The organism is Planotetraspora phitsanulokensis, assembly GCF_016863295.1.
GTDB lineage: Bacteria > Actinomycetota > Actinomycetes > Streptosporangiales > Streptosporangiaceae > Planotetraspora > Planotetraspora phitsanulokensis.
In genome coordinates this window covers 24,447-47,467 of the sequence record NZ_BOOP01000039.1, presented here as the reverse complement: position 1 = coordinate 47,467, position 23,021 = coordinate 24,447, and the positions used below count along the sequence as shown (strand labels likewise).

Here is a 23,021-nt window from a genome sequence, read left to right as displayed (position 1 = left end):
CGCTTCGCGATGGGCAGGGGCTGGTCGGCGGGGCACGGGTACATGTCCTACTCGACGATGGCGAAGATCTCGGCGTCGAGTTCCGCCAGGGCTTCGAGGATGGAAGGCATCTCGGGCACGCCGCCGGGCGGCTCGCACATGGCTCCCATCCGCACGGCCTCGCCGAAGCCGATGCCCTTCTCGTGCACGTCGGCGACGACGCCGGGGTCCACCTGCTTGAGGTGGACGTAGCCGATCCGGTCGGGGTGGTCCCGGATGAGCTTCAGGCTGTCCCCGCCGCAGTAGGCGATGTGCCCGGTGTCCAGGCACAGGCTCACCAGGCCGGGGTCCGTCTCGCGGAGGAACCGCTCGACGTTCTCGTGGGTGTCCACGTGTGTGTCGGCGTGCGGGTGGAACTGGATCCGCAGGCCGAACTCCTCCCTGATCCGGTGCGCGAGACGGTTGATCCGCGCGGCGTACGCCGGCCACTGCTCGTCGGTGAGCCGCGCGTCCTCGATCACCTCCCCGGTCTGGGGGTCGCGCCAGAAGTCGGGGATGACCACGAGGTGCTCGGCGCCCATGGCGGCGGTCAGCGAGGCGGCCGCGGAGACGTCCCTCCACGTGCTGTCCCACGAGTCCGCGCGGTGCAGGTGCTCGAAGATCGTGCCCGCGGTCATCGTCAGCCCGCGCCGGTCGAGCTCGTCGCGCAACCGGGCGGGGTCGGTCGGCAGATAGCCGTACGGCCCCAGCTCGATGCGCGTGTAGCCGGCCGCGGCGACCTCGTCGAGGAACCGCTCCCAGGGGGTCTGCAGGGGGTCGTCGGCGTACCAGATGCCCCAGCTGTCCGGTGCGCTGCCGATTCTCGCGGGCCCGCTCATCGCTCGGTCCCGCCCGCGGGCGCCACGTGCGGCCGCTGGGCGGCCTTGTGCTCCGTGTACGCCTCGTAGGCCCGCCGCGTGGTGTCGAGCTCGCTGACCTGGCTGACCGGGACGTCCCACCAGGACTCGCTGTCCGGTGCGTGGACGGTGGGGTCGGTCTCGACGTGGATGACGACCGGCCCGCCGTCCGCGGGGGCGGCCTTGGCGTCCCGGATCGCCTCCTCGAGCTCCTTGCGGCTGCGCACCTCGATCACGGTGGCGCCCAGGCTCCGCGCGTTGGCGGCGAGGTCGACCGGCAGCCTGGCCCCGTCCAGCCGGCCGGTGGCGTCGTCGCGGTAGCGGTACCGGGTGCCGAACCGCTGCGACCCGAGCGATTCCGAGAGCGAGCCGATCGAGTGGAAGCCGTGGTTCTGCACCAGGACGACGATGATCTTGAGCCGCTCCTGCACGGCGGTGACCAGCTCGGTCGGCATCATCAGGTAGGAGCCGTCGCCCACCAGGACGAACACGTCCCGGTCCGGGTCCGCCATCCGCACGCCGACGCCGCCGGGGATCTCGTAGCCCATGCAGGAGAAGCCGTACTCGACGTGGTAGGACTTGCGGTCCCGGACCCGCCACAGCTTGTGCAGGTCGCCCGGCATCGAGCCGGCCGCGCACACGACCACGTCCCGCGGGTCGGACAGCTCGTTGACGCAGCCGAGGACCGTGCCCTGGGTGAGCACGCCGTCGGCGAGCGCGTCGGTGACCTCCGCGGGCGGGTTGTGGGCCGACACCACCCTGGCGTCCCAGTCCCGCCAGAGCTCCGTCTGCCGGTCGCGGTACCCCTGGTCCACCGCGTACCCGTCGAGGGCCGCGGTGAGCGCGGTGAGCGCCTCCCGGGCGTCGGCCACGACCGACAGCCCGGAGAGCTTGCCGGCGTCGAAGCGGGCGATGTTGACGTTGACGAAGCGGACGTCCGGGTTCTGGAAGGCGGTGCGTGAGGCGGTGGTGAAGTCGCTGTAGCGGGTTCCGACGCCGATGACGACGTCGGCCTCGCGGGCGAGGGCGTTGGCGGCGGTGGTGCCCGTCGAGCCGACGGCGCCCATCGCCTGCGGGTGCTCGTGCGGCAGCGAGCCCTTGCCCGCCTGGCTCTCGCCGACCGGGATGCCGGTCGCCTCGCAGAACGCGCGCAGCGCGTCCTCCGCTCCGGAGTAGTGCACGCCGCCGCCGGCCACCACGAGCGGGCGCCGCGCCGACCGGATGAGCGCGGCCGCGTCCTCGACGTCTACGGTCTCGGGAAGGGGCCGGGCCACCCGCCAGACCCGCTCGGCGAACAGCTCCACCGGCCAGTCGAAGGCCTCGGCCTGCACGTCCTGGGGCAGGGCGATGGTCACCGCACCCGTCTCCACCGGGTCGGTGAGCACCCGCATGGCGCCGAGCAGCGCCGAGGGCAGCTGCTCCGGCCGGTTGACCCGGTCGAAGAAGCGCGACAGCGGGCGGAAGGCGTCGTTGACGGTGACGTCCGCGGCGTACGGCGCCTCGAGCTCCTGCAGCACCGGTCCGGCCACGCGGGTCGCGAACGTGCCCGAGGGCAGGAGGAGCACGGGCAGCCGGTTGACGGTGGCGAGCGCGGCCCCGGTGAGCATGTTGGTGGAGCCAGGGCCGACGGACGCGGTGCAGGCCCACGTCTGCAGGCGGTCCTTCTGCCGTGCGTAGGCCACCGCCGTGTGGACCATCGCCTGCTCGTTGCGGGCCAGCACGTACGGCAGGCGCTCCTCGCCGCCTGCGAGCTCGTTCTGCAGCAGCGCCTGGCCGATCCCGGCGACGTTGCCGTGACCGAAGATCCCGAGGCATCCGGCGAACAACTTCTGGCGCAGCCCGTCGCGCTCGCTCCACTGGTTGGCCAGGAACCGGACGACGGCCTGGCCCACGGTCAGGCGCACCGTCTCTGTGGTCGCGGTCATCGCAATCCTCCGATCGGAAGCCTGGGGTCGACGTCCTGCTGGGCCCACGACTCCCGCACCCACCCGTGCGCGGGGTCGTCGCAGATCAGCCAGGCCCGGGTCGCGCCGGGTCCGGCCATCACGTTGAGGTAGTAGAGGTCGTATCCCGGAGGCGCCATCGCCGGGCCGTGCCATCCGTGCGGCACGAGGACGACGTCGCCGGAGCGGACCTCGGCGAGCACGTCGATGGGCCGCGCGTCCGTGCCGTAGACCCGCTGATAGCCGACGGGATCGGCGCCCTGGGCCGGGCCGCCGGGCTCGATCCCGACCTCGAAGTAGTAGATCTCCTCGAGCTCGGTCTCGACGCCCTCGCGCTCCTCGTCGTGCTTGTGCGGCGGGTAGGAGCTCCAGTTGCCGGCCGGGGTGACGACCTCGCAGGCGATGATCGAGTCGGCGTCGAGGACCTGCGGGACGCCGAAGTTGCGCACCTCTCGCGAGGCCCTGCCGGCTCCCCGGAGCTCGACGGGGACGTCGGAGACGGGCACGTGCCGGAACGGCGGCGGCGTCTCGCGCTTGGCCGCCTTCGCGCCGCACAGCGCGACCTTCACGGGGTCCGCGCCGGGGTTGCGCACGGTGAGCCGCGCCCCGCGCGGGACGTAGGCCACGTCGGTCGGACCGGCGAAGACGCTGTCGCGCCCGGCGAGCCGCGCCTCGTGGCGCTCACCCGCCTGGTCGACGGCCTCGACCTCGAGGCCTCCCCGCAACGGCACGACGAGGATCTCGTCGCCGCCGGTGTCCACGGTCAGTCCGCCGCCCGGGCCGAGCGTGGCGACCCGCAGGCTCGTGTGCGTCCACCCGGTGAGGCCGTCGCCGATCGAGACCTCGAACTCGCCCGCGGCGGCCGTGCCGAACGGGCGCACCCAGCGTTCGTTGTCGCTCATGGCCTGGTCCCGTGCACGAGACCCGCGGCGATGTCGACCGCCGCGGCCACGTCGCCGTCCGGGGGGAACAGCAGCGCCCGCCCCACGACCAGCCCGCGCACGGCCGGCAGGTCCAGGGCGCGGCCCCACGCGGCGTACGTCTCGTCGGGGTGCCCGCTCGGGTCCCCGCCGAGAAGGAGCGTCGGCAGCGTGGTCGCGTCCATGACCCGCTCCAGCTCGTCGACGACCGGCAGCTTCAGCCAGGTGTGCCGGCTCGTCGCGCCGAGACCCGCCGCGATGTGGATCGAGGTGATGGTCGAGTCGGGGTCGAGCAGGTTCCGCACGCGGCCGTCCTGGCGGACGGACAGGAAGGGCTCGACCATCGCCATCACGCCCTGCTCGGCCAGCTCGGTGACCGCGCGGGCGCTCGCCTCGAGCGTCGCGACGGTGCCGGGGTCGCCGTAGCAGATTCGGGTCAGCATCTTGCCGCCGTCGAGGCCGCTGGCCGCGATCTCGCCGGCCGTGTAGGCGGTGAACCGGTCGTCGAACTCGAAGATCGACCCCTGGAGACCGCCCCGGTTCATCGACCCGATGGCGACCTTGCCCTCCAGGGCGCCCATGAGCAGCAGGTCGTCGAGCACGTCCGGCGTGCCGAGCACGCCGTCGACGCCCGGGCGGGCCAGCGCGGTGGCCAGACGCTCCAGCAGGTTGCTGCGCGAGGCCATCGCCCCGCGGTCGTCACGGACGCCGAGGGCGCCGCGTGCCGGATGGTCGGCGGCCACGATGAGCAGCCGGCCGTCCTCGCCCACGAGTTCGCGCCGGCTTCTGGCGGCCCACCCCTCGGCGATCCGGCCGGGCTCGCGCACCCGGATCTCGGTCAACTCGGCGATGCCCGCACGGCTCGACGTCGTGGTCATCGTCCCCCCTCCTGTCCCTGGCCGGCGAGGACGGCCTCGACCTCGGCCTCGTACGGCATCGCGCTGGAGCACTCGAGCTTCGAGGCGACGATGGCGCCGGCCACGTTGGCGAACTGCAGGATGCGATGCAGATCCCACCCATTGAGCAGCCCGTGGACGAGCGCGCCGCCGAAGGCGTCCCCGGCGCCGAGGCCGTTGACGACCGTGACGGGGAAGGGGGGGACCTCCACGCGCTCGTCGGCGGTGGCGGCGAGCACCCCCTTGGGGCCCTGCTTGACGATCGCGAGTTCGACCCCGCGCTCGAGCAGGGCGTCCGCCGCGCGGTGCGGCTCGGTCTCGCCGACGGCGACCTCGCATTCCTCGCGGTTGCCCACCGCCACGGTGACGTGGCCGAGCGCCCGGGCCACCTGGGCCGAGGCCTCGGCGCGGTCCGGCCAGAACATCGGCCGGTAGTCGAGGTCGAGGACGGTGTGCGACCGCCGTCCGCGGGCCTCCCAGGCGGCGAAGTGCGCGGCGCGCGACGGCTCCTGCGACAGGCCGGTGACGGTGGACCAGTAGACCGACGCCTCACGGATCGCGTCGAGCGGGAGTTCGTCCGCCTCGATCATCAGGTCGGGGGCGGTGGGGTAGCGGTAGAAGTACAGCGGGAAGTCGTCCGGGGGGAAGATCTCGCAGAAGGTCACCGGCGTCGGCGGCCCGTCGACCTCCGTGACGAACGTGTCGTCGACGCCGAAGTCACGAAGCGCCCGGTGCACGTACCGGCCGAAGGGGTCCCGGCCGGTACGCGTGATGATCGCGGACCGGCGTCCGTACCGGGCCGCGGCCACGCTCACGTTGGTCGCGCTGCCGCCGAGGAACTTCCCGAAGCGTTCGACGTCCTCGAGGCCCACGCCGGAGTCGAGGGGGTAGATGTCCACCCCGACCCGGCCCATGGCCACGAGATCGTATGCCGCTGGGGCCATCGGTCATTCCTCCGCTGAGCTCGGGTCGCCGGCCACGGCGAGCAGGTGCGCGATGCTCGCCCGCACGTCCGCCACCGGGCCCGGTCCCTCGCCCCCGCCGGCCGGCGCGCCGGCGAGGATGGTGTCCTGCTCGAGGACGTACCACCCTGCATACCCACTGCCCTCGAGCGCGGTCACGATGGCCCGGATGTCGACGTCGCCCTCGCCGAGCGGGACGTACATGCCGCCGGCCACGGCCTCGGTGTAGGTCACCTCGCCGGACTGCACGCGCTTGGCCCAGTCGACCCGGACGTCCTTCAGGTGCGTGTGGACGATCCGCTCGGGGTTGCGCTGGGCGATGCCGACGGGGTCGCCGCCGCCGATGAGCAGGTGCCCGGTGTCGAGGCACAGGCCGACGCGGCTGCCGGCGAGCACCCGCTCGGTCTCCTCGCCGCTCTCGATCATCGTGCCGACGTGCGGGTGCAGCGTGGCCACGAGCCCGTGGGCGGCGGCCGCGTCGGTGATGCGGTCGAGGTTGCCCAGCAGGGTCGACCAGCCCGCGTCGTCCAGGACCGGGCGGTCGTCGTAACCCTCCTGGCCGGTGGCCGCAGCGATGACGACGGTGGAGGCCTGAGCCGCGACCAGCCCCTCCATCGCGCGCTCGACCTCGGGGAGGGGGTCGTGGCCCGGGTCGTGCAGGATCACGGGGACGAACTGCCCGACGGCCTTGAGCCCGTAGCCGGCCAGGGTCTCCGCCTTGGCCTGGGGCTCGTCGGGCAGGAAGCCGTCAGGGCCGAACTCGGTGGCGCTCAGGCCGAGCTCGCGCATCTGGCGCAGCACGGTGTCCGGGTCGAGCTGGAACCCCCATCCGGGGACCTCGCAGACGCCCCAGGAGATCGGGGCTCCGGCGACGCGGTCGGCCACCGGACGGCGGTCGCCCGACGACGGGGTGCTCGCGGTGTTCACAGTGCTCATGTCCTCAGATCCCCTCGATCTCGGAAAGGGCGACGGGCCTGCGCTCCGCCCGGGAGCGCTCGCACGCCTCGGCGATGCGGAAGGCCTCGAGCGCGTCGCGGACGGTGCACGGGGAGGTCCGCTCACCCCGGGCGACCTCCGCGAAGGCCGTGAGCTCGGCCTGGTACGCGGGGAGGAAGCGCTCCATGAACGACCACTTCTGGGGACCCCTCGGGAAGTCGACGCCCTCCTCGGCGGAGCGCATCGCCAGCGAGTGGTCCAGCCCGACGGCGATCGTGCCCTTCTCGCCGTGGACCTCCATGCGGACGTCGTGACCGGCGCCGTTGTAGCGGGTCGAGGAGACCAGGACGATCGTGCCGTCGTCGAGCGTCAGCAGCGCGCCGGCCGTGTCGACGTCGCCGGCCGCGGCGAAGAAGTCGGCGCCCTTGTTGGCTCCCGTCGCGTAGGCGGAGACCACCTCACGCCCGGACACGAACCGGAGGATGTCGAAGTCGTGCACGTTGCAGTCGCGGAAGATGCCGCCGGAGGTCGGGATGTAGGACGCGTGCGGCGGAGCCTGGTCGTGGGTGTTGGCCCGGATGGTGTGGACGAACCCAAGCTCGCCGGACTCCACCGCGGCCCGCGCCCGCCGGTACCCGGCGTCGAACCGCCGCTGGAAGCCCACGTGCACCGGCACGCCGGTGGAGGCGACCAGCTCGGCCAGCCCGATGGTCTCGTCGAGGGTGGCGGCCACCGGCTTCTCGCAGAAGGTGGGTACGCCGGCGGCGATGCCCTGACGCAGGAGCGGCGCATGGGCGGGGGTCGCCGTGGTGATCACGAAGCCGTCGACGCCTGACGCGAGCAGCGTCTCGGTGTCCGGCGCGACCTGCGCCCCCAGCTCGTCGGCGACGGTCTTGGCCGCCCCGAGGTCGGCGTCCGTCACGACGAGCTCGTCGACGAAGTCGAGAGCCGCCAAGGTCTTGGCATGGAAGGCGCCTATTCGTCCGACGCCCGCTAGCCCGATGCGCATCGTGATCCCCGTTTCGATCTATTCGTTTCGGTCGTGCCCGCCGTGACATGAAGACCTGTTCCGGCAGTCGACGATGGGGGGTAGCGTGCCCGGAAACCAAATGTCACGTCAAGACTTTGTACTGACATATTCTCGTAACGTCGTTCTCACACACCGGGGTAGACTCGCCGCGTGGCAATCCAAGTGGGCGTCTCGATCGACCGCTCTTCCCCCGTGCCCCTCTACCACCAGCTCGCGGAGCAGCTCAGCTCCGCGATCGCGAGTGGCACGCTGCAGCCAGGCGACCCGTTCGAGAACGAGATCGCCCTGGCGGAGCGCCTGAACCTGTCGCGGCCGACGGTGCGCCGGGCCATCCAGGAGCTGGTCAACCAGGGACTGCTGCTGCGGCGGCGCGGGCTCGGCACCACGGTCGCCAACCGCAAGGTGCACCGGCGAGCCGAGCTCACCAGCCTCTACGACGATCTCAAGCGTGACGGCGGCCGGCCCGCCACCACCGTCCTCAGGCACGAGATCGTGCGGGACGAGCGCGTCGCCACCGCGCTCGACCTGCCCGCCGACGCCGAACTGCTCGCGATCGTCCGCCTGCGGCTGTCCGACGACCGCCCCCTGGCGATCATGCACAACTGGCTGCCGCCGGTGTACAACGACATCGCCCGCGAGGACCTCGAGGGGGCCGGCCTGTACGCCGTGATGCGGGACCGCGGCGTGCGCCCGGTCGTCGCGCACCAGACGATCGGAGCGCGGACGCCGACCGCGGCCGAGCGGCGCCACCTCGGGCTGAAGCCCTCCGAGCCCGTCCTCACGATGACGCGCGTCGCCTTCGACGCGGTGGGCAACGCGGTGGAGTACGGCGACCACTGCTACCGGGCCCAGGACTACAGCATCGAGGTCATGGTCGACGAACGGTGAGGCCGCCGCGGGTCGGCTTCGAGGGCTCGTGGGCCTGTGAGGCCGCCGGTCCGCCGCTCGCGGGCCTGTGAGGCCGCCGCGGGTCCGGTCCGCCCGCCGTCCGCTCGCGGCACTTTCGCGTCCGAGTTGATACCCGCTTAGGCGGACAAGCCGGACTATTCTTCAGGGGGCTTCAGCCGAGATCACCCCTTGGAGCTGGCATGGCGTTGGGCCGCGCACGACGGATGCCGCTGCTGCTCCGCCGCGCGTCCAGCGAGCCGCTGCTGCTCCTCACCGCCTTCGGCTCCGTCCTGCTGGCCACCACCACGCTCGTCGCGCTCATCACGTACGCCGCGGTCGTGACGCAGGCGGGCGTCCGGCAGGCGATGGCGGTGGCCCCCCTGTCCACGACCTCCGCGCGAGTGAGCACCCTGATCAGCGCGGACGACCTCCAGAAGGTCGACGCCGCCGTCCGCTCCCGCGCCGGCGCCGCCTACGGCGACCTGCCCTTCACGGTGACCCGGTCCATCAGGTCCGACTCGTACGCGCTGCCGGGGCAGGAACGGCGCGAACGGCCCGACCTGACCAGGTTCGCGACCTACGAGGGGATCGAGGAGCGCAGCCGTCTCGTCGCGGGCGCCTGGCCGCGGGAGGGCGGCGAGCTGGAGGTTGCGCTCTCCAGATCGTCCGCCCAGGCCCTGGACCTGGCCGTCGGCGACGGCTTCACGGTCGTGGGGCGGCTCAGCCACCAGCCGGTGCGCGCCCGGGTCGCCGGCGTGTTCGACCTGCTCGACCCGTACGACTACCGGTGGCAGGGCGACGAGCTGCTGCGCCGGGGCGTCGAGACGGGCAACTACACCACCTACGGGCCGCTCGTGGTCGCACCGGGCGACTTCCAGCGGAACTTCGCGACCAACGTGTCCGCCTCCTGGCTCGCCGTCCCGGACCTGCGGGACCTGCCGCGAGACAGCCTGCGGGCGGTCGCGGCGTCCGTCGCCGGGCTCGGGGACGACGTGCGGCGCGACTGCGGGACGTGCGCCACGTTCACCCGCCTGCCCGACGTGCTGAAGCAGCTCGACCAGGCCGCGCTGGTCGCGCGGTCCACGATGCTCGTGCCGGTCCTCCAGCTGTTGCTGCTCGCCGCCTACGCGCTGACGCTCACCGCCCGGCTGCTCGCCGACCACCGCCGGATGGAGGTGGCGCTGCTGCGCACCAGGGGAGCGGGCGCCGTCCGGCTCGGCCTGCTCGCCGCCGGGGAGGCGCTGCTGGTGGCCCTGCCCGCGATGGCGATCGCGCCGCTGCTCGCCCCGTGGGTCCTCGCCGGGCTGGACGCCGTCCCGTGGATCCAGGCCTCAGGCGTACGGCTCGCGTCCGTTCCCGACGCGGGCTCCTTCGCCGTGTCGGCCGCGGTGGCGCTCGCGTGCGCGGCCCTGCTGGCCCTGCCCGCGCTGCGCGGCGCGCGCCGTACCTACGTCGAGGAGCGGTCGGCGCTCGGACGGGGGGCCAGACGGAGCCTCGTCCAGCGCGCGGGAGTCGACATGGCCCTGCTCACGGCGGCCGCCCTGGCGATCTGGCAGCTCGGGCTGTACGGCGGCCCCGTCACCTCGACCGCCTCGGGCGGCCTGGGCATCGACCCGCTGATCGTGACGGGGCCCGCCCTGACGTTGCTCTGCGGTGGCCTGCTGGGCCTGCGCCTGATCCCCGTGGCCTCCTCGATCGCCGAGCGGATCACGGCCCGGCGCCGCGGCCTCGCCCCCGCGCTCGGCTCGTCTCAGGTCAGCCGCCGCCCGCTCCGGTACGCGGGCCCCGCGCTCCTGCTCACGATGGCGATCGCGATCGGCGTCGTCTCGCTGGCCACCTCCGCGACCTGGCGCCGCTCCCAGGAGGACCAGGCTCGCCATCAGGCGGGTGCCGACCTGCGCGTCGCGGCGCCCGCCGAGTCGCCCGCGCTCGGCGGCCTCGGCCGGGGCGCGGCCTACAGGGCGCTGCCCGGCGTGACCGCGGCCGCGCCCGTCCAGCGGGAGACCGTGGACTTCGCCGGAATGAAGGCGACCCTGCTCGCCATGGACGCGAACCGGCTCGGGCAGGTGATGGCCTGGCGCGCCGACCTCGTGTCCGTCCCGGTGCCGCGGCTCGGGCACGATCTCGCCTCCGCACGCCCGGGGGTGCCGCCGGTAGCGCTCCCGGGCGAGCCGCGCGCCCTGTCCCTGCGCGTACGGCTCGGCCTCACGCCCCCTGACGCAGTGCACGGGGAGATCCGCTTGCGCCTGGTGATCGTGGACGCCCTCGGCGCCGTCCAGGAGACGGCCGCCGTACCTCTCGGCGCGGGCGCCCAGGAGGCGCGGTTCGACCTCCAGGCGCTCGCCGGGCGGTCGGGCCGGCTGTCCTATCCCCTCGCCGTGCAGGCCCTGCTGCTCGACCTGACCGACCTGGGCGGCCTGCAGTCCGTGACGCCCGCGCTGGAGGATCTGCGGACGGACTCCGGCGCCGCCGTGCCGCTGCCCGGCGACATGACGGCCTGGACAGTTGTGGGCGAGCAGCCGGCCCCGCCAGACGGCTTCACCGTCCAGGTGCGCCCCGCGTCCGGGCAGGGGGCGTCCGGGTCGTTCCGGCTGGCCGTCACACCGAGCCTGCCCACCGGACCGGCTCTGCCCGTCGTGCTCACCGCCGACCTCGCCGCCAAGGCCGGGCTGCGGGTCGGCGTGACCGACTCCGTCAGGATGGGTGGGGCGACCAGGCTCGTGACGCCCGTCGCCGTCGCCTCCGCGCTGCCCGGAACCGCCCCCGGCGAGCCCGCCCTGCTGACGGACCTCCCCACGCTGGCCTACCAGGATCTGACCGAGGGACGCCCGCCGCGCCCCGTCGCCGAGTGGTGGCTGGCCGCGCGCGAAGGGGACTCCTCCGCCGCCGCGGCCGAGTTGGCTCGCCACCCCGAGTGGAACCAGACCGTGGTGGATCGCCAGGCGCTGGTCCGGCGGTTGCGTGACGACCCGCTGGCGAGCGGGCTGCAGGGCGCCCTGGTGCTCGGATTCCTGTCGGCCGCGGCCTTCGCCCTGCTCGGCTTCCTGGTCAACACCGCCGTGGTGGCGCGGGAGCGCGCGAACGAGTTCGCCCTGCTCCGCGTGATCGGCGTCAGCCGCCGGCAGGTGTTCGGCCTGCTCGCGATGGAGCAGTCGTTCGTCGTGGCCCTGTCGTCGGCCGTGGGCGTCGGGATCGCGGCGGTCATGTCCGTGCTGGTGGTGCCGCACATCGTGCTGTCCGCGCAGGCGTCCGCGGTCACGCCGTCGGTGGTGCTCGACGTCCCCTGGATCCCCGTGGCCGCGCTGCCCGTCGCCGTCGCCGTGACCCTGCTGTGCATCGTGGCCGGGCTGGCCCGCCGGCTGTCCGGGCAGGGGACGGGCCGCGCCGTCCGGATGGGGGAGGACTGATGCCCCTCATCCTGCTGCGGGCGCACCGGGGAGCGGCGCTGGCGCTCGCCCTGCTCGCCTTCACCGCGTCACTGCTGCTGGCGGGGCTGCCCCGCGTCTTCGAGAAGTCCTACGACGACGCCCTGCGCCGCGTCCTCGACGACAGCACCGCGGACATCGTCGACCTGAGCGTGGAACTGCAGCCGAATCCCCTCGACGAGCTGTTCACCGGCCCGTCGCGGTTCGCCGCCCAGGACGCCCTATGGCGGCGCGATCTGCCGCCTGCCCTCCGGAAGGTCGTCCTGGCAGGCGGGACGGGACATTACGGGGCCTCGACGTACGGCACGCCGGTGGTCGGCCGGGTGGGGGAGCCGAACCAGGCCAACCAGTTCGTCGACCTGGCCTGGCTCCCGGAGGCGGACCGTCGCGTGCGCTACGTCGAGGGGGGTCCGCCAGGGCCGCCGGGGCGCGTCCGGGTCGGCCGCCGGGACCTCGACCGGGTCGACATCGCGCTCGTGCGCGAGGCGGCGGACAAGCTGGGCCTCCACGTCGGCTCGACGCTGCTGCTCGGGGCGGGCGGCGGACTGGCCGCCCGCGTCACCGGGTTCTACGAGCTCACCGATCCCGCGGATGGCTTCTGGGAGCACAACCGGGGCGTCCCGCGGGTGAACCTGCGACGCAGCGGCGAAATCGACCAGCAGTGGATCACCGGGCTCACCGGCCGCGGCAGCCTGCCCCACATGGACAGCAGCCTCGGCGTGCACTACTCGTGGGTGCTCGGCCTCGGCACGCGGGCGGTGACCGCGCGCGACGCGCCGGACGTGGTCGCCGCTCTCGCCGTCTACACCCGGACGGTCGGCGGGCGGGGCGCCGGGTCGAGCCAGTACACGTTGCAGACTGGCCTCTCGCCGCTGCTCACCGGCTTCCTGTCGAGGCTGGCGACCGCGCAGACGCTGATGTTCCTCATCCTCGGCGGCCTCGGGCTGGTCGCGGTCGGCGTGATCGTGCTCGCGTCGCAGCTGCTGACCGAGCGGATGCACGCGGCGCTGTCGTTGATGCGCGCCAGAGGCGGAGGGCCGGTGCGGATCGTCTGCACCGGCGCCGCGGTCGCCGCCCTCGCGGCGCTGCCCGCCGTCCTGCTCGGGTACGGCCTGGCGTCCCTGGTGCCCGGGCCGTCCACCCCGCTCGCCCACATCGGTCCCGTGATCCCCGCACTGGCCGCGCTCGCCTTCCCCGTCGTACGGCTCGCCCTGGGGTCCCGCGAACCATTGCTCGGCCGGCGCGCGGACCTCGTCGCGCGGCGATCCTCGCCCCGGAGGACCGCCATGGAGGTGACGGTCGTCGGCCTGGCCCTCGCGGGGGCCCACCTTCTGCGCACCAGGGGCCTCACCGGCGGCACGGCTGTGGCCGGAGACCCGTTCCTGATGGCCGTGCCCGCGGCGTCGACCCTCGCGGCCGCGCTGGTCACGCTCAGGGGCTACCCCTACCCGCTCCGCCTGGCCGGACGGCTGGCGAGGCACCGCGCCGTGCCCTTCCTGGCCCTCACCCAGGCGGCCAGGGCCCGGGGGTCGGCCCCCTTGGCCGTGCTGATCCTGCTGCCCGCGCTGGCGGTGTCCGTGTTCGGCGCGGTGGTCTCCCAGGCGATCGGTGACACGCAGCGGACGGCCGCCTGGCGGCAGGTCGGGGCGTCAGCCCGGATCGAGCGCGACGCCGACATCGCGCCGGAGACCATCGACAGGGTTCGCGGGCTGCCGGGGGTCGACGACGTGCTGCCGGTGGCCAGGGGCCTCGCGCAGATCAGCGTCGGCGGCCGAAGAGTGCGCGTCATCGCCCTGGACCTCGCGGCCTACCGGCGGATGGCGTCGGGCACCCCGCTCGTCGTGCCCGCGCCGGCCGCTCCCACGCCCGACGGGGTGCCGGCGCTGGTCTCGCCGTCGCTCAGCGGGCTGCCGACGTTCGACCTCGGCTGGCCCGCGCCGATGACGGTGGTCAACCGGGGGACGATCACGGCGCTTCCCGGGCTGGCCGAGACGGGCGACGAGCTGATCGTCCTGCCGTACGACGCGGCGAAGCGGTCGGGGACGGTCCCGTTCGCCAACACGCTGCTGGTGAAGGGAGACGTCGACCGGGCGAGCCTGCTCCGCGCGGTCGACGAGCCGCAGGTCCTCGTGGTGACCGCCGACGACGCACTGCGCAAGATCGCCGACAGCCCACTGACGAGCACGATCGTGATGGCCTTCGCCCTCGTCACGGTCGCGCTCGCGGGCTACGCGCTCGTGGCGGTGGTCATCGCGCTGATGATCGGCGCCGTGGACCGGGCCCGCACGCTGGCGTACCTGAGGACCGCCGGGCTGTCCAGGCGGCAGGGACGCGGCCTCACCGTGCTGGAGATCGCCCCGCTGATCGTGCTCGCCTCGCTCGGCGGTCTCGCGCTCGGGCTCACCCTCCCGCTCTCGCTCGGCCCCGGCATCGATCTGTCCGCCTACGCCGGTCTGCAGGTCGACGGGTTCCCGATCAGCTTCGGGATCCCGTCGCTGCTGGCCGCCGGAGTGAGCGCGGTCGCCGTCCTGGGCGCCCTGGCGTACGCGATGACGGGGAGGGCGGTGACCAGAGCCCTGCAGGCGGGGGAGACCCCCTGAGGGTGCCCTTGGGTGGGTGTCTCACTGCTGGGTACAGCACGACCTAGCTGCGACGACGGCGTCTTGGCTTAATTAGGACATGGCAGGTGGAGGTCCCCTCGGAGACTTCCTGCGCGCCCGGCGCCAGGTCACGGCCGCCGAACGCGTGGGACCGGACGACGTCGCCCCCCGGCGGCGGACGCCCGGGCTTCGCCATGACGAAGTCGCCCGGCTGGCCGGTGTCAGCACCGACTACTACATGAGGCTCGAGCAGGGAAGTGAACGTGACCCCTCGGATCAGGTGCTCGGCGCCCTCGCCCGTGTTCTCCAGCTCGACCTCGCGGCCACCCGGCACCTGTACGAGCTGGCGCACCGGAGGGCGGGTCAGATGGGAAGGGTGATCGGCAGCCGGGGAGAGCCGGTCGGCTCCCAGGTGCTGCGCTTCATCGAACGCCAGGACGACGTGGCGGCGCTGGTGGTGAACCGCCATTGGGACGTGCTGGCGCAGAACGCGCTGGGCTCCGCCCTCTACGAGGGCATGGAGTACAACGACAACCTGATCCGGATGGCCTTCCTCAACCCGGCGTCCCGGCGGTTCTACCGGGACTGGGAGCAGGAGGCGTCGTTCAAGGTGGCGCATCTGCGGGCCGCCGTGGGGACGAACCGCGGTGATCCGTCCCTGTACGAGTTGGTCGAGCAGCTCTCGATCGGAAGCGACGACTTCCGGCGGCTGTGGGCCCGCCATGACGTTCAGGACAGGACCCACGGAACCATCCGCATCCACCGCGACGATGTCGGCGACATAGTCCTCACGTTCGAGATCTTCGCGGTCTGCAGCGCCTCCGGGCAGCTCCTCATCGTCCTCCAGTCCGAGCCCGGCAGCCCGTCCGAGCGGGCCCTGGCCAGGCTGGGCGGCCTCGCCGCCGCCACGTGACGATCACGACGTCGTGCGCCGCGGCGGGGCGCGGCGTCACCGGATCGGGAACGGCTTCCCGCGCTCGTCGTCCGGGCGCGGCCCGAGGATGCGCCTTTCGTGCTCCTGGATGCGGACGTCGTTGATGCTGGCCTCCCGGCGGGCCATGAGGCCGTCGCCGTCGAACTCCCAGAGTTCGTTTCCGTAGCTCCGCCAGAACCGCCCTTCGGCGTCGTGGCATTCGTACTGGAAGCGGACGGCGATGCGGTTGCCGTCGAAGGCCCACAGTTCCTTGCGCAGCGCGTAGTCGAGCTCGCGTTCCCACTTCTGGGTGAGGAACTCGACGATGGCCTTGCGCCCGGTGATGAAGGTGTCGCGGTTGCGCCAGACCGAGTCCGGCGTGTAGGCGAGCGCGACCCGCTGCGGGTCGCGGGTGTTCCACGCGTCCTCTGCGGCCTGGACCTTCTGCAGCGCGCTCTCGTGGTCGAAGGGCGGAAGTGGCGGGCGCTGACCCATGACCTCTCCTTGTCTGCGGGATGACGGCGCCCGTCCGGAGAACGAGCGTTCTCGTTTACCCTAGAGAACGCTGGTTCTCTACGTCAACGGAGGGGCGAGGTGATCGCGTGGACCAGGGGGCGGCGCGCGACCAGGTGCTCGACGCGGCCGAGGAGCTGTTCTACGGCAGAGGCATCCAGGCCGTCGGCATGGACGACATCCGCAGCCTGTCGGGAGTCTCGCTGAAACGCCTCTACCAGCTGTTCGCCACGAAGGACCGGCTCGTCGAGGCCTACCTCGAGCGCCGTGACCTCAGCTGGCGGCGGCGTCTCGCCGACCACGTGGAGGCGTGCGACGACCCCGAGGGCCGGATCATCGCGGTCTTCGACTGGCTCGAGCGGTGGTTCGCCGAGCCCGGCTTCCGAGGGTGCGCGTGGATCAACTCCTTCGGCGAGCTGGGGGCCACGTCGGCGACCGTGGCCACCCAGGCCCGGCGGCACAAGCAGGCGTTCAGGAGCTACCTGGAGACCCTCGCGGCCGAGGCGGACCTTCCCCGGGAGCTGGCCGGCCAGCTGCTCCTGCTCGCCGAGGGGGCCATGGTCACCGCCGGGATCCTCGGAGCTCCCGAAACGGCCGCGCAGGCCAGGACGGCGGCGGGCCTGCTGGTCGAATCCGCCAGGCGGGCACGTCGCGCGGCCCCGGCCGAGTGAGACGAGGGCGCGCCGTCAGCCTTTTCCGCCGCCGGCCTTCCCCGCGGTCAGTCCTTCCCACCGCCGACGGACGCCGGCGCGGCGGCCGGGGTCTCGCGCGCGGCGGCCGCGGATGCGCGGCGCCCCCGCGCGGACGGAATGAACAGCGCCACCACGACGGCGGCCGCGGAGGTCAGGGCGAGCACCGTGAAGCTGTGCGTGTAGCCCGACTCGTACGGCAGGCCACCGGGCTGCAGGTGACCCGTGACGATGGAGCTCACCACCGCGGTGCCGATCGACCCGCCGATGGTGCGGATGTTGGCGTTCATGCCGCTGGCGGCGCCGGTCTGGCGCGCCGGCACGCTCTGCACGATCAGGCTGGTCATCGAGGCGTAGGCCAGTCCGAGGCCGAGTCCGAAGACGCCGCCGGCGACGGCGAGCTGCCACGGCTGGTCGTGGTAGGCGGCGAACCCGGCGCACGAGAGCGCGCTGCCCGCCGACCCCAAGACGAGCTGGGCCTTGGCGCCGACGCGATGGGAGATCGGGCCGCTGATCGATCCGCCGACGGCCATCGTCACGAGCATGGGCAACATCAGGAGCCCGGCGCCGGTGACCGTGGAGCCGAGCCCGTAGCCCGCCTCCCGGGGTATCTGCATGAACTGCGGCAGGAACGCGTACACGGAGAACATGCCGGCGCCGAACAGCAGCGCCACGAGGTTGGTCGTCCACACGGCGGGCAGCCGCATCATCCGCATGTCGATCAACGGGTTGCGGGACCTGGTCTCGACCGTGATCCACAGGGCGAACAGGACCGCCGCGGCGGCGAACAACGCGATCACCCGGGCCGACCCCCAGCCCCACGACGCGGCTTCGCTGAGCGGGATCAGCAGCGCCACCAGCCAACCCGACAGGAGCACCGCGGCCAGCCAGTCGATGCGTCCCGGAGTCCGCACCGGCGACTCCGGCACGTACCGATGCGCGAGGATCGCGGTCACCGTCACGACGATCATCGGAATCCAGAACAGCCACCGCCAGTCGAGCGCTCCGACGATCGGACCGGCCAGCACGATGCCCAGGCCGCCTCCCGCGGCGATGACGGCGGACAGGCCGCCGACCGCCGAAGGCACCCGCTCGGCGGGGAACTCGTCACGGATGATCCCGAACGACACCGGGAACACCGCTCCGCCGAGCCCCTGGACGACCCGGCCGACGATCAGCACCCCGAGGTTGGGGGCGATCGCGGCGATCAGGCATCCGACGGCGATCGCGCCGAGGGCGACGAGGAGTGTGCGCTCTTTTCCGATCATGTCGCCGATCCGGCCCAGGAGAGGGGTCGCGACCGACGCCGACAACAACCACGCCGTCAGCACCCAGGTCACCGTGCCCTGGCTGGTGTGCAGATCGTGCTGGATGGTCGGCAGCACCGGGGTGACCAGAGACTGCATGATCGAGAAAGCGGCGGCGGCGGCGGACAGCACCACGAAGGTGCGCCGCGCCGATGAGGTGGCGCCTGCCATGAAGGGGTCCTTCGATATGAATGACGCCTGGGTCGCGGGTGGCATGCCGGCGAAGGGGCCGGTCGCCGGTGCCTCTCACGGCATCCGCGGCCGACGACCCAGGCTGTTAAAGTGGAGGAGAACCTCCGCAATACCGGAGGCTTGCCTCCACAATAACGGAGGCGTACCTCCGCTGACAAACGGCAGCCCTACCTGGGAGTCATCTGTGACAGAGCGCACAATCACAGGCACGGGCTCTGCCGTCGCGGTACGGCGCCCGCACCGCGCCGACGCCCGGAGGAACTTCGACGCCCTGCTCGTCGCGGCGCGTGAGGCCTTCGCCCAGCACGGCACCGGGGCGTCGCTGGAGGACATCGCCCGCCGGGCGGGTGTCGGCATCGGCACCCTGTACCGCAACTTCCCCACGCGCCAGGACCTGTTCGACGCGGTGTACGTCGACGACGTGGAGGGGCTCCGCCGTGAGGCGGAGAAGGTCGCCGACCTGCCGCCGTGGGAGGCCCTCGTCACCTGGTTGCGACGCTTCGTCGGATATGTCGCGACAAAGGCCGCGATCTCCGAAGCGCTCAACCGCGAATCCGCGATGTTCCGCGCCTGCAGGGACGTCATGTACGGAGCGGGGGAGCCCCTGTTCGCACGGGCGCAGGAGGCCGGGGACGCCCGCGCGGACATCAGCTTCGACGACGTGCTCCGCCTGGTCAGCGGGATCACCGGCGCGTCCTTCGTCGACGACGAGCAGCGCGAGCGGGTGCTCGGGATCGCCCTCGACGGTGTGCGCGCCCGGCCTGCCTGATCCCGTACGGCAGGCTCAGAGGTCCGGAAGCGGGAACGCGGGTCGCCCGGCGGCCCGCGTCACCGCCTTCTACGAGCACGGACAGCGCTGACCCGGGTGCCGGGGATCACGCGGACGGCGCGGGCCAGTCCCATTGGGGGACCTCGCGGAGCGGGTGCAGCTGGTCGTCGGTCTCGGCGTGGGAATTCTGCATGGCCACCTGCGAGCCGAAGTCGACATGCGAACGCAGCGCGTCCCGGAACGGTTCGTCGTCGGGAAGTCCCGCTCGATCCGCGGCCGCCATGTACAACTCGATGAACCGCTGCCGCTGGTCTTCGGTGATCATCAGGCCGCGGTGCGCGTCGATGAGCCGGGAGAATCCGCCCATCTCCTGGGAGAACGTGTCGGGTCCGCCGAAGGTCTCCGCGGTGAAGGCCGTCAGGTGCGCCACGTGCTCGGGCCGTCCCGCACCGAACAACGGCTGCAGCAGCGGATCGGACAGGACGCCGGCGTAGAAGATTTCGATGAACCGGTGAAGGCCGTCGTATCCGCCGGCGTGTTCAAAGAGGGTCTCCATGATTACATCATTACCAGAGTGATCCACGGCGGGCCAGCGTTCTCCATCGTTCCGCATGCAACGGAGGACGCCCAGGTATGTCGCGCCGGAAACGAACCGGCCGCGAGGAGGCCGGGAGGGCGCCGATAGCATCCGATCATGACCTCAGCCCACGGTGAGCCGCGCAGCCTCGTCCTTCTCGGGTCGACCGGATCGATCGGCACCCAGGCGATCGACGTCATCCGGCGCAACCCCGGGCGCTTCCGCGTCGTGGCCGTCGCCGCCGGCGGCGGGGACGTCGACCTCCTCGCCCGGCAGGCGCTCGACCTGGAGGTCGGTCACGTGGGCATCGCCGCGGCCGACGGCGCGCACAGGCTGGAGACCGCGCTGCGGGAGGAGGCCGCGCGGCGTGGCCGCGGCTCTGTCGCGTCCTCCGTACCGGAGATCGTCTACGGTCCCGACGCCGCGACGCGACTCGCCTCGTTGCCCTGTGACGCGGTGCTCAACGGAATCACCGGCTCTGTCGGCCTCGCGCCCACCCTGGCCGCGCTGGAGTCCGGCAGCAGGCTGATCCTCGCGAACAAGGAATCGCTCATCGTCGGGGGAGCTCTGGTCAGGAAGCTGGCCGCGCCCGGCCAGATCATCCCCGTCGACTCCGAGCACTCCGCGCTCTTCCAGTGCCTCCAGGGCGGGAAGCCGGGCGAGGTGCGGCGCCTGATCGTCACCGCCAGCGGCGGCCCCTTCCGCGGGCTCAGCCGGGCCGAGATGGCGGACGTCACCGCCGAGCAGGCTCTCGCCCACCCGGTCTGGAACATGGGGCCGGTCATCACGGTCAACTGCGCGAACCTGGTCAACAAGGGCCTGGAGGTCATCGAGGCCCATCTCCTGTTCGACATCCCCTTCGACCGGATCGAGGTCGTCGTCCACCCGCAGGTGATGGTCCACTCCATGGTCGAGTTCCACGACGGTTCGACCCTGGCCCAGGTCGCCCCGCCGGACATCCGCATGGCGCTCGCCCTGGGGATGTCGTGGCCCGACCGTGTGGCGGACGCGGCGCCCGCGTGCGACTGGACCAGGGCGTCCTCCTGGGAGTTCCTTCCCGTCGACCACGACGCCTTCCCGGGCCTCGGTCTGGCGTGCGCCGCCGGACAGGCGGGGGGAACGACGCCCGCGGTCTTCAACGCCGCCAACGAGGAGTGCGTCGCGGCCTTCCTCGCCGGGCGCCTGCCGTTCCTCGCGATCACCGACACGGTCGAACGCGTGATGAGCGAACACGACCGGGCGGACGGCGAGATGACCGTCGACGCCGTGCTGGCCGCGGAGACCTGGGCCCGGGTGCGGGCGCGGGAGCTCACCCGCGCGGCGTGATCCCGCGACGGGTGCTCAGCCCGTGACGGCCCGCAGGAACCGCATGGTCGCCTGGGCGGTCTCGTACCGCCAGGAGGTCAGCGTGCGGTCGAACCCGGTGGCATGGTCCAGGCGCCGCTCGAGACCGCTGATGATCGGCGCCAGGTGTTCACGCTGGGCCTCCAGCAACGGCTCGGGGCTGACGCCGGCGCGGTCGAGGAGGGCGAGCTTGACCAGGAGCTCCGAGCGGATGTCGCGGATGTGCCTCACCGGTCGCACCAGCCAGGCCTGCACGACGGCCAGCCCGGTGGAGGTCGCGGCGACGAGGTTGCGGTCCGGCCCGCCGTCGCCGGGAGCGGTTCCCGCCGGCTGGATCAGGGCGAGATCGGACAACCGGCCGCACGCGCGGTAGACAAGCGGCTTGGGAACCTGCCAGATCGCCCCGACGGGGCCGGAGGGCCCGGTGAGCCTGGCGATCGCGAACCCATGGGTGGGGCCTTCGGCGACGAGGGCCAGCACCAGCCATTCGGTGAACGACAACGGGGGCGGCTCCACACATCCAAGAGTAGAGGCCTCTTGTGTTCTCACACCGTCAGTAGTCTCATTGTGACTACTGGCTCGCCCGACCCCCAAGGCCGGCTTACCGCCGGCACGTGGTGCGGCCGGAAGAGCGCCCTCTGAACAGATGGGAGCCGACACTGATGACGGTGACCCTGGAAAAGAGCGTCGAGGACTTCGTAGCCACTCCGCGGCAGCTCTTCATCGACGGGCGATGGGTGGACGCGGCCTCCGGCAAGACGTTCGCCACTCCCAATCCGGCGACCGGCGAGACGCTGGCGCACGTCGCCGAGGCCGACGCCGAGGACGTGAACCGCGCGGTGCTCGCGGCCCGCAGGGCCTTCTCCGGGCCGTGGTCCCGCATGACCGCCTCGCAGCGCGGACGGATCATCTGGAAGATCGGTGATCTGATCCTCGAGCACGCCGAGGAACTCGCCCAACTGGAGTCGCTGGACAACGGCAAGCCCCTGGCCGTTGCACGGGCGGCGGACGTCCCGCTGGCTGCCGACCTGTTTCACTACATGGCGGGCTGGGCGACGAAGATCGAGGGAAACACCATCTCGCTCAATGTGCCGTACATGCCGGGTGCGGGGTTCCACGCCTACACCCTGCGCGAGCCGGTCGGCGTGGTCGCGCCAGATCATCCCCTGGAACTTCCCGCTGCTGATGGCGGCCTGGAAGCTGGGGCCCGCCCTCGCGACCGGGAACACGGTGATCCTCAAGCCCGCCGAGCAGACCCCGCTGTCGGCGCTGCGGCTCGCCGAGCTGATCGCCGAGGCCGGGGTGCCGGACGGGGTGGTCAACGTCCTCCCCGGGTACGGCGAGACCGCCGGTGCGGCGCTGGCCGCGCACGACGACGTCGACAAGGTCGCCTTCACCGGTTCCACGGAGGTCGGCAAGCTGATCGTGCACGCCGCGGCCGGGAACCTGAAGAAGGTCACCCTCGAACTCGGCGGGAAGAGCCCCAATGTCGTGTTCGACGACGCCGACCCCGAGATCGCCATCGCGGGCGCGGCGAACGCGATCTTCTTCAACCACGGCCAGTGCTGCGTGGCGGGATCGCGGCTGTTCGTGCACGAGAGCAGGTTCGACGAGGTGGTCGACGGCGTGTCCGAGATCGCCCGCGGGATCAAGCTCGGCTCCGGGCTGGAGGCCGACACCCAGATGGGCCCGCTGGTCTCCGACGAGCAGTTGCGCCGGGTCACCGGCTACCTGGAGTCCGGCCGCAGCGAGGGCGCCGAGACACGGGTCGGCGGGAGGCGGCACGGCGACCGCGGGTACTTCGTGGAGCCCACGGTCCTCACGGGAGCCCGCCCCGACATGAAGGTCGTCCGGGAGGAGATCTTCGGGCCGGTCGTGGTCGCCGCGCCGTTCTCCGACCTGGACGAGATCGCCGCCCAGGCCAACGCCACCAGCTTCGGGCTGGGAGCCGGCATCTGGACGCGAGACATCGCCAAGGCGCACACGCTGGCCGGGAAGATCCGGGCGGGAACCGTCTGGATCAACTGCTACAACGTCTTCGACGCCGCCCTGCCCTTCGGCGGCTACAAGCAGTCGGGCTGGGGGCGCGAGATGGGCCACGAGGCGCTGGAGGCCTACACCGAGGTGAAGGCGGTCTGCGCCCAGATCGGAGGCTAGGCGCTTCCGCCCCTCCCAAGACTCCCGAGGACGCTGTGAGACCGGATATCCGCACCGTCACCGGGATCGGGTGGGGTGGCCGCGC

Annotated in this window: 19 protein-coding genes and 1 pseudogene; 9 read left to right on the top strand and 11 right to left on the bottom strand. The window is 72.5% G+C overall.

Going from position 1 to position 23,021, the window contains the following annotated elements:
* Positions 1-47: 47 nt before the first annotated feature.
* The 7 genes from Pph01_RS35025 to Pph01_RS34995 are packed head-to-tail and all read right to left on the bottom strand — an operon-like array spanning position 48 to position 7,541.
* Positions 48-857, bottom strand: a complete 810-nt coding sequence (locus tag Pph01_RS35025) for a TIM barrel protein (RefSeq protein WP_239117242.1) — start codon at positions 855-857, stop codon at positions 48-50.
* Positions 854-2,800 (bottom strand): 3D-(3,5/4)-trihydroxycyclohexane-1,2-dione acylhydrolase (decyclizing), encoded by a 1,947-nt coding sequence (iolD, locus tag Pph01_RS35020; RefSeq protein ID WP_204077506.1) that lies wholly within the window; start codon positions 2,798-2,800, stop codon positions 854-856. The genes Pph01_RS35025 and iolD overlap by 4 nt, the downstream gene beginning before the upstream one ends.
* On the bottom strand, positions 2,797-3,720 hold the full coding sequence (gene iolB, locus Pph01_RS35015; RefSeq protein WP_204077505.1) for a 5-deoxy-glucuronate isomerase: 924 nt from the start codon (positions 3,718-3,720) through the stop codon (positions 2,797-2,799). Before iolB ends, iolD begins: the two co-directional genes overlap by 4 nt.
* A complete protein-coding gene (locus tag Pph01_RS35010) occupies positions 3,717-4,616 on the bottom strand; it encodes a Cgl0159 family (beta/alpha)8-fold protein (protein WP_204077504.1) in 900 nt (299 codons plus the stop codon). Before Pph01_RS35010 ends, iolB begins: the two co-directional genes overlap by 4 nt.
* A complete protein-coding gene (gene iolC / locus Pph01_RS35005) occupies positions 4,613-5,578 on the bottom strand; it encodes a 5-dehydro-2-deoxygluconokinase (RefSeq protein ID WP_204077503.1) in 966 nt (321 codons plus the stop codon). Before iolC ends, Pph01_RS35010 begins: the two co-directional genes overlap by 4 nt.
* A gap of 3 nt (positions 5,579-5,581) precedes the next feature.
* Positions 5,582-6,532, bottom strand: coding sequence for a sugar phosphate isomerase/epimerase family protein (locus Pph01_RS35000; RefSeq protein ID WP_204077502.1), 951 nt, complete (start codon positions 6,530-6,532; stop codon positions 5,582-5,584).
* Positions 6,533-6,536: 4 nt separating this feature from the next.
* A complete protein-coding gene (locus tag Pph01_RS34995; RefSeq protein WP_204077501.1) occupies positions 6,537-7,541 on the bottom strand; it encodes a Gfo/Idh/MocA family protein in 1,005 nt (334 codons plus the stop codon).
* Positions 7,542-7,712: 171 nt separating this feature from the next.
* Between Pph01_RS34995 and Pph01_RS34990 the strand changes: the two genes are divergently transcribed.
* The 4 genes from Pph01_RS34990 (at position 7,713) to Pph01_RS34975 (ending at position 15,388) form a co-directional block, all read left to right on the top strand.
* Complete coding sequence (locus tag Pph01_RS34990; protein WP_275412912.1) at positions 7,713-8,450, top strand: GntR family transcriptional regulator; 738 nt, start codon at positions 7,713-7,715, stop codon at positions 8,448-8,450.
* Positions 8,451-8,650: 200 nt separating this feature from the next.
* Positions 8,651-11,857, top strand: a complete 3,207-nt coding sequence (locus Pph01_RS34985) for an FtsX-like permease family protein (protein WP_204077500.1) — start codon at positions 8,651-8,653, stop codon at positions 11,855-11,857.
* Positions 11,857-14,475 carry a hypothetical protein gene (locus Pph01_RS34980; RefSeq protein WP_204077499.1) on the top strand — a complete coding sequence of 873 codons (2,619 nt, stop codon included), beginning with the start codon at positions 11,857-11,859 and terminating at the stop codon, positions 14,473-14,475. Before Pph01_RS34985 ends, Pph01_RS34980 begins: the two co-directional genes overlap by 1 nt.
* Positions 14,476-14,554: 79 nt before the next feature.
* Entirely contained in the window at positions 14,555-15,388 is an 834-nt protein-coding gene (locus Pph01_RS34975) for a helix-turn-helix transcriptional regulator (protein WP_204077498.1), read from the top strand.
* 36 nt (positions 15,389-15,424) lie between these two features.
* Here Pph01_RS34975 and Pph01_RS34970 read toward each other — a convergent pair whose 3' ends face one another.
* Entirely contained in the window at positions 15,425-15,883 is a 459-nt protein-coding gene (locus Pph01_RS34970; protein ID WP_204077497.1) for a nuclear transport factor 2 family protein, read from the bottom strand.
* 107 nt (positions 15,884-15,990) lie between these two features.
* Here Pph01_RS34970 and Pph01_RS34965 point away from each other — a divergent pair, with 107 nt between their 5' ends.
* The gene (locus Pph01_RS34965; protein ID WP_239117241.1) at positions 15,991-16,572 is read left to right on the top strand and encodes a TetR/AcrR family transcriptional regulator; all 582 of its coding nucleotides are present in this window, start codon (positions 15,991-15,993) and stop codon (positions 16,570-16,572) included.
* Between the two features lie 47 nt (positions 16,573-16,619).
* Here the strand turns inward: Pph01_RS34965 and Pph01_RS34960 are convergent, their stop codons facing one another.
* Positions 16,620-18,068: an MFS transporter gene (locus Pph01_RS34960; protein WP_204077495.1), complete on the bottom strand. Its 1,449-nt coding sequence runs from the start codon at positions 18,066-18,068 to the stop codon at positions 16,620-16,622.
* Between the two features lie 205 nt (positions 18,069-18,273).
* Between Pph01_RS34960 and Pph01_RS34955 the strand changes: the two genes are divergently transcribed.
* Positions 18,274-18,858 carry a TetR/AcrR family transcriptional regulator gene (locus tag Pph01_RS34955; protein ID WP_204077494.1) on the top strand — a complete coding sequence of 195 codons (585 nt, stop codon included), beginning with the start codon at positions 18,274-18,276 and terminating at the stop codon, positions 18,856-18,858.
* Positions 18,859-18,964: 106 nt separating this feature from the next.
* Here Pph01_RS34955 and Pph01_RS34950 read toward each other — a convergent pair whose 3' ends face one another.
* Complete coding sequence (locus Pph01_RS34950) at positions 18,965-19,414, bottom strand: group II truncated hemoglobin (protein ID WP_204077493.1); 450 nt, start codon at positions 19,412-19,414, stop codon at positions 18,965-18,967.
* A 138-nt stretch (positions 19,415-19,552) separates the two neighbouring features.
* On the opposite strand from Pph01_RS34950, the gene dxr reads away from it, so the two are divergent.
* Positions 19,553-20,761, top strand: a complete 1,209-nt coding sequence (gene dxr, locus Pph01_RS34945) for a 1-deoxy-D-xylulose-5-phosphate reductoisomerase (RefSeq protein ID WP_204077492.1) — start codon at positions 19,553-19,555, stop codon at positions 20,759-20,761.
* A 15-nt stretch (positions 20,762-20,776) separates the two neighbouring features.
* On the opposite strand, the gene Pph01_RS34940 is transcribed toward dxr, so the two are convergent.
* The gene (locus Pph01_RS34940; protein ID WP_204077491.1) at positions 20,777-21,295 is read right to left on the bottom strand and encodes a PadR family transcriptional regulator; all 519 of its coding nucleotides are present in this window, start codon (positions 21,293-21,295) and stop codon (positions 20,777-20,779) included.
* Positions 21,296-21,441: 146 nt separating this feature from the next.
* Here Pph01_RS34940 and Pph01_RS43485 point away from each other — a divergent pair.
* Positions 21,442-21,873: pseudogene (locus Pph01_RS43485) on the top strand (aldehyde dehydrogenase family protein); the annotation flags it as partial.
* Positions 21,866-22,936: an aldehyde dehydrogenase family protein gene (locus Pph01_RS34935; RefSeq protein ID WP_308441937.1), complete on the top strand. Its 1,071-nt coding sequence runs from the start codon at positions 21,866-21,868 to the stop codon at positions 22,934-22,936. The pseudogene Pph01_RS43485 and the gene Pph01_RS34935, both read left to right, overlap by 8 nt.
* The last annotated feature ends 85 nt before the right edge of the window (positions 22,937-23,021 follow it).